Raw genomic sequence first — 5,377 nt, forward strand, 5'->3', positions numbered from 1 at the left:
CCCGTCGGCGTGAGCGCACCCCGACACACGCAGCATTCGAATCGAAGCCAAGGCCTTCATTCAAAGTGCTCCTTCGTTCGGCCGCGCGACAGGCGCAGTGAGCGGCGTGCTCACCTGCAGCGAACTCGTCGTCAAGCCAGCAGCCTTGACAGCCGCCTTGCGGCGAATGCGATAGGCAATGAGCGTGTCGCAGGCCAGCAGCGTGAACAGCAGCAGGCCCTGGAACACACCGGTGAGCGACTTGGGCAAGCCGAGACGCGACTGCGCCAGTTCGCCGCCGATGTAGAACATGCTCATCAGGAGAGCCGAGAAGATCATGCCCACCGGATGCAGCCGCCCGACGAAGGCCACGATGATCGCCGCGAAGCCATAGCCCGCCGGCACGTAGGGCGTGAGCTGGCCGAGCGGCCCCGCCACTTCGAGCGCACCAGCGAGGCCGGCCGCGCCGCCCGAGGTCAGCAGCGCGATCCACACCGCGCGCCGCGCCGAGAAGCCCGCGTAGCGCGAGGCCGCCGGCGCCAGCCCGCCGACCTGCTGCGCAAAGCCCGCGCGCGTGCGGAACAGGAACACCCACAGCGCCCCCGCGCCCACCAGCGCGATGACCAGCCCGATGCTCACGCGCGAGCCCTTGAACAGGTGCGGGATCTGCGTGACCGCTTCGAAGGTCTTGGTCTGCGGGAAGTTGTAGCCGTTCGGATCCTTCCACGGCCCGTAGACCATGTAGCCCAGCAGCAGCGTCGCCACGTAGACCAGCATCAGGCTCACCAGGATCTCGTTGGCGTTGCACTTGTCGCGCAGGAACGCGACGATGCCCGCCCACACCATGCCGCCGAGGACACCCGCGACCAGGATGGCGGCCACGATCCACTGCCCCGTGCTCTTGTCGGCCAGCAGCGCCACGCCACCGGCCGCAATGGCGCCGAACACGAACTGCCCTTCGGCGCCGATGTTCCACACGTTCGAGCGGAAGCACACGGCCAGCCCCAGCGCAATGATCAGCAGCGGCGTGGCCTTGACCATCAGCTCGCCGATGGCATAGCCGCTCTTGATGGGTTCGTAGAAGAACACCAGCAGGCCCTTGACCGGGTCCTTGCCGAGCGCCGCGAACAGCGCCACGCCGATCAGCACGGTGATCGCCAGCGCCAATATCGGCGAGGCATAGCTCCAGAAGCGCGAAAGCTCCGGACGGGGTTCGAGCTTAAACATGGGCCGCCTCCTTCTTCCACAGGCCGCTCATCCATTCGCCGATCTGCGGCAGCGTCGCGGCCGCGCGGTCGATGGAGGGCGACAGCCGGCCCTTGGCGATCACGTGCAGCCGGTCGCAGATGTTGAACAGCTCGTCGAGCTCCTCGCTGATCACCAGCACCGCACAGCCGGCATCGCGCAGCGCGAGGATCTCGGCATGGATCAGCGCGGCCGCGCCCACGTCCACGCCCCAGGTCGGCTGCGAGACGATGAAGAGCTTCGGGTTGGCGTCGATCTCGCGCCCGACGATGAATTTCTGCAGGTTGCCGCCCGACAGCGACCGCGCCGCCGCGCGAGGGCCTCCTGCCTTGACCTTGAAGCGCTCGATGATGGCTTTCGCCTGCCGCTCGAGCGCGCCGGTGCGGATCCATCCGCCCCGGCCCACCGCATCGCCGCGCGTGAGCAGCAGGTTGTGCGCGAGCCCCAGCGTGGGCACCGCCCCGCGGCCCAGCCGTTCCTCGGGCACGAAGTGCAGGCCAAGCGCGCGGCGCGCGCGCGGGCGCAGCCGGCCGGCGGGCTGGTCGAACACCCGGACCATCGGCGCCTCGGCGCGCACGTCCTCGCCCGACAGCGTGTAGAGCAGCTCCTTCTGGCCGTTACCGGAGACACCGGCGATGCCGACCACTTCACCCGCGCGAACCTCGAACGAAATGCCCTCGAGGTCCATGCCGAACTGGTCTTCGCGCGCCAGCGTCAGCCCCTGCACGCGCAGCGCCACCGCGCCCGCATGCACCGGCCGGTGCTGCAGCGGCGGCGGCTCGCTGCCGATCATCAGCCGCGACAGCGACTGGGTGCTTTCGTTCTGCGGATTGCACACGCCCGTGACCTTGCCGCCGCGCAGCACGGTGCAGGCGCTGCACAGCTCCTGGATCTCGTGCAGCTTGTGGCTGATGTAGAGAATGCTGCAGCCCTCGGAGGCCAGCTTGTTCAGCACGTGGAAGAGCTTGACCACCGCCTGCGGCGTCAGCACCGAGGTCGGCTCGTCGAGGATCAGCAGCTTGGGGTTGGTGAGCAGCGCGCGGATGATTTCGACCCGCTGCATCTCGCCCACCGACAGCGTGTGCACCGGCCGCGCCGGGTCGATGTCGAGCCCGTATTCGCCCGCCTTGGCCGTGATGCTGCGCGCCACCTCGGCCAGTTGCAGCGACTTGTCGAGTCCCAGCCAGACGTTCTCGGCCACCGTGAGCGTGTCGAACAGGCTGAAGTGCTGAAACACCATGCTGATGCCCAGCGCCCTCGCCTGTTGCGGGTTGCGCAGGTTCACGGCCTGGCCGTCGAACATGACGGTGCCTTCGTCGGGCTTGACCGAGCCGTAGATGATCTTCATCAGGGTCGATTTGCCGGCGCCGTTCTCGCCGAGCACGGCGTGGATCTCGCCGGGCTGCACGGCCAGGGAAATGTCGCTGTTGGCGACCACCGCGGGATATCGCTTGGTGATGTTCGCCAGTTGGAGTCTTGGGGTTGTCATGCCGGGTTTCGTGGATTTTTGTCTCGTCAACAGCAACAAAGCGGAAACGGCTATCAGTTTAATAACGTCCCCGCGACCATCGGCGCCCGACGGCGCTTTGCTCAGTTCAAGTCAGTGTCCGCCGATATAGGCGAACTTGAACAGGAACACGGCGGCGATGACCCAGACCATCGCATGCACTTCCCGTGCCCGGCCGGTGCAGAGCTTCAGCACGGCGTATGTGATGAAGCCGAAGGCCAGGCCGTTGGCGATGGAATAGGTGAAGGGCATCGTGAGCGCGGTGACGGCGGCCGGGATCACCTCGGTCGTGTCTTCCCAGTCGAGCTCGACCAGGTCGCGCAGCATCAGGCAGCCCACGAAGAGCAGCGCCGGCGCGGTGGCGTAGGCCGGCACAGATCCCGCGAGCGGCGAGATCATCAGGCAGGCCAGGAACAGCAGCGCCACCACCACGGCCGTGAGGCCGGTGCGTCCGCCCGCCTGCACGCCGGCCGCGCTCTCCACATAGGCCGTGGTGCTCGAGGTGCCGAGCAACGAGCCCGCGAAGATCGCGCCGCTGTCGGCCAGCAGCGCCTTGTTCATGCGCTCCATCTTGCCCGGCACCAGCAGGCCGGCGCGCTTGGCCACGCCCATCAGCGTGCCGGTGGCGTCGAACATCTCGACCAGGAAGAACACCAGCACCACGTTCAGGATGCCGCCCTTGAGCGCGCCCAGGATGTCGAGCTGCATGAAGGTGGGCGCGATGGACGGCGGCGCGTCGAACACGCCGTGGAACTTGTTGCCGCCGAAGAAGAACGAGAGCACCGTCACCGTGACGATGCCGATCAGGATCGCGCCGCGCACCTTGAGCTTGTCGAGCGCCACGATGATGAGGAAGCCCAGCGTGGCCAGGATCACCGGCGCCGAGTGCAGGTCGCCCAGCGTGACGAAGGTGGCCGGCGAAGCCGCGACGACGCCAGCGCTCTTCAATGCGATGAGCGCCAGGAACATGCCGATGCCCACCGTGATCGCCGTTCGCAGCGACTGCGGTATGCCCTGTATGAACAGCTCCCGCAACCCCGTGACCGTGACGATCAGGAACAGGCAGCCCGAGATGAACACCGCGCCCAGCGCAACCTGCCACGTGTAGCCCATGCCGAGCACCACCACGTAGGCGAAGTAGGCGTTCAGCCCCATGCCCGGCGCCATGGCGATCGGGTAGTTGGCGTACAGGCCCATGATCAGCGTGCCCAGCGCCGCAATGAGGCAGGTGGCCACGAAGACCGAGCCCTTCGGCATGCCCGCGTCACCCAGGATCGAGGGGTTCACGAAGATGATGTAGGCCATCGTCAGGAAGGTGGTCAGCCCCGCGATGACTTCGGTGCGCACCGTGGTGTTGTGCGCGCTGAGCTTGAACACGCGTTCAAGCAGGCCCGGGCCGCTTGCACCGCTCACGGCCGCACGCGCACGCGCGGACTCGACATGCCCCGGCGTGCGGGGATCGGCGCCCTGCGGCGCCTGTTCGAACGTACTCATTTCGCTTGTCTCCAGCTGTTGTAGTGGCGGTTGCTTCATCGTTGCCCCGCTCACGACGCCGGCGCGAACGGGGATCTCTCAGGGATCGAAGGTTTCAGGCGCGGCGGGCAGGCGCGTTGCGGCGCCGGATACACCGGACAGGGCGGAAACCGTTGGACGCAGCGACGCCGCCACGTCCTTGATGCATTCGCGCAGCCAGCGCGCCGAGCTCGACGAATGGGTGCGTTCGTGCCAGAGCTGGTAGTACATGAGGCGCGGCAGCGCCACGGGGCAATCGAGAATCTTCAGCGGCAGCCGCGACGCGAAGCGCTCGCAGTACTGGCGCCCGGTGGTCAACACCAGCAGGCTCGAGGCCACCATGTCCGGGATGAGGCTGAAGTGCGCGCAGCGCGCCGTGATGTTGCGCTGCCGCCCCAGCTCGTCGAGCATCTGGTCGATGATGCCGCGCCCGCCCGGATGCATGGGCGTGGGCGCGATGTGCTCGGCCGCGAGCCAGGTCTCCAGGTCCCAGCCGCGGCGCACCGCCGGATGGTCCTTGTTGACCAGGGACACCACCTCGTCGCCGAAGAGCCGCGCCATGTGCAGGTCTTCCGGCGGCTTGAGCCAGTTGCCGATGACGAGGTCGACCTGGCCGAGCGCGAGGTGGCCGTGGTAGTCCGAGTCGGGTGTGAGCGCGTGGATCTCGATCTGGCACAGCGGTGCCTCGCGCTTCACGTGCGCCACCAGCATCGGCAGGAACAGCGGGTCCATGTAGTCGCTGGCCGCGATGCGGAAAGTGGTGGCCGCCGACTGCGGCTCGAAGCCGCGCGCGTCGGAGAACAACATCTCGGCCGCACGCAGGATGCTGGCGGCCGGCTCGATCATGCGCAGCCCCGCATCGGTCGGCACCATGCCCGAGCCCGAGCGCACCAGCAGCGGGTCGCCCGACAGCTCGCGCAGGCGCTTCAGCGCGGCCGACACGGCCGGCTGGTACATGCCCAGCCGGATGGCGGCGCGCGAGACGCTGCGGTCGGTCAGCACGGTGTGAAGCACCCGGATCAGGTGGAGATCGATCTTGTCGAAAAGTGCCTGGTCACGCATGTGACGTCCCCCCAGTCTTCGCGCACTTCGTGTCGCTTCGCCAACCCCCTGCCGGGGGCAACACCAGCGGCC

Annotated in this window: 4 protein-coding genes; all 4 read right to left on the reverse strand. The window is 67.6% G+C overall.

Translation table 11 applies throughout. From position 1 onward, the window contains the following. Positions 1 to 60: 60 nt before the first annotated feature. The 4 genes from PMI12_RS25995 to PMI12_RS26010 all read right to left on the reverse strand — a co-directional run bounded on the left by PMI12_RS25995 (position 61) and on the right by PMI12_RS26010 (position 5,305). A complete protein-coding gene (locus tag PMI12_RS25995; protein WP_007838604.1) occupies positions 61 to 1,206 on the reverse strand; it encodes an ABC transporter permease in 1,146 nt (381 codons plus the stop codon). Further along, a complete protein-coding gene (locus PMI12_RS26000; RefSeq protein WP_007838605.1) occupies positions 1,199 to 2,713 on the reverse strand; it encodes an ABC transporter ATP-binding protein in 1,515 nt (504 codons plus the stop codon). Before PMI12_RS26000 ends, PMI12_RS25995 begins: the two co-directional genes overlap by 8 nt. A gap of 111 nt (positions 2,714 to 2,824) precedes the next feature. Then, the gene (locus PMI12_RS26005) at positions 2,825 to 4,225 is read right to left on the reverse strand and encodes an NCS2 family permease (protein ID WP_007838606.1); all 1,401 of its coding nucleotides are present in this window, start codon (positions 4,223 to 4,225) and stop codon (positions 2,825 to 2,827) included. Positions 4,226 to 4,303: 78 nt separating this feature from the next. Beyond that, positions 4,304 to 5,305, reverse strand: coding sequence for a LysR family transcriptional regulator (locus tag PMI12_RS26010; RefSeq protein WP_007838608.1), 1,002 nt, complete (start codon positions 5,303 to 5,305; stop codon positions 4,304 to 4,306). Positions 5,306 to 5,377 lie beyond the last annotated feature (72 nt).

The sequence above is a fragment of the Variovorax sp. CF313 genome (assembly GCF_000282635.1).
GTDB lineage: Bacteria > Pseudomonadota > Gammaproteobacteria > Burkholderiales > Burkholderiaceae_C > Variovorax.

Coding starts and splice junctions, on each gene's coding strand:
- PMI12_RS26005 (WP_007838606.1), bottom strand. CDS start 4,225: ATGAGTACGTTCGAACAGGCGCCGCAGGGCGCCGATCCCCGCACGCCG.
- PMI12_RS26010 (WP_007838608.1), bottom strand. CDS start 5,305: ATGCGTGACCAGGCACTTTTCGACAAGATCGATCTCCACCTGATCCGG.
- PMI12_RS26000 (WP_007838605.1), bottom strand. CDS start 2,713: ATGACAACCCCAAGACTCCAACTGGCGAACATCACCAAGCGATATCCC.
- PMI12_RS25995 (WP_007838604.1), bottom strand. CDS start 1,206: ATGTTTAAGCTCGAACCCCGTCCGGAGCTTTCGCGCTTCTGGAGCTAT.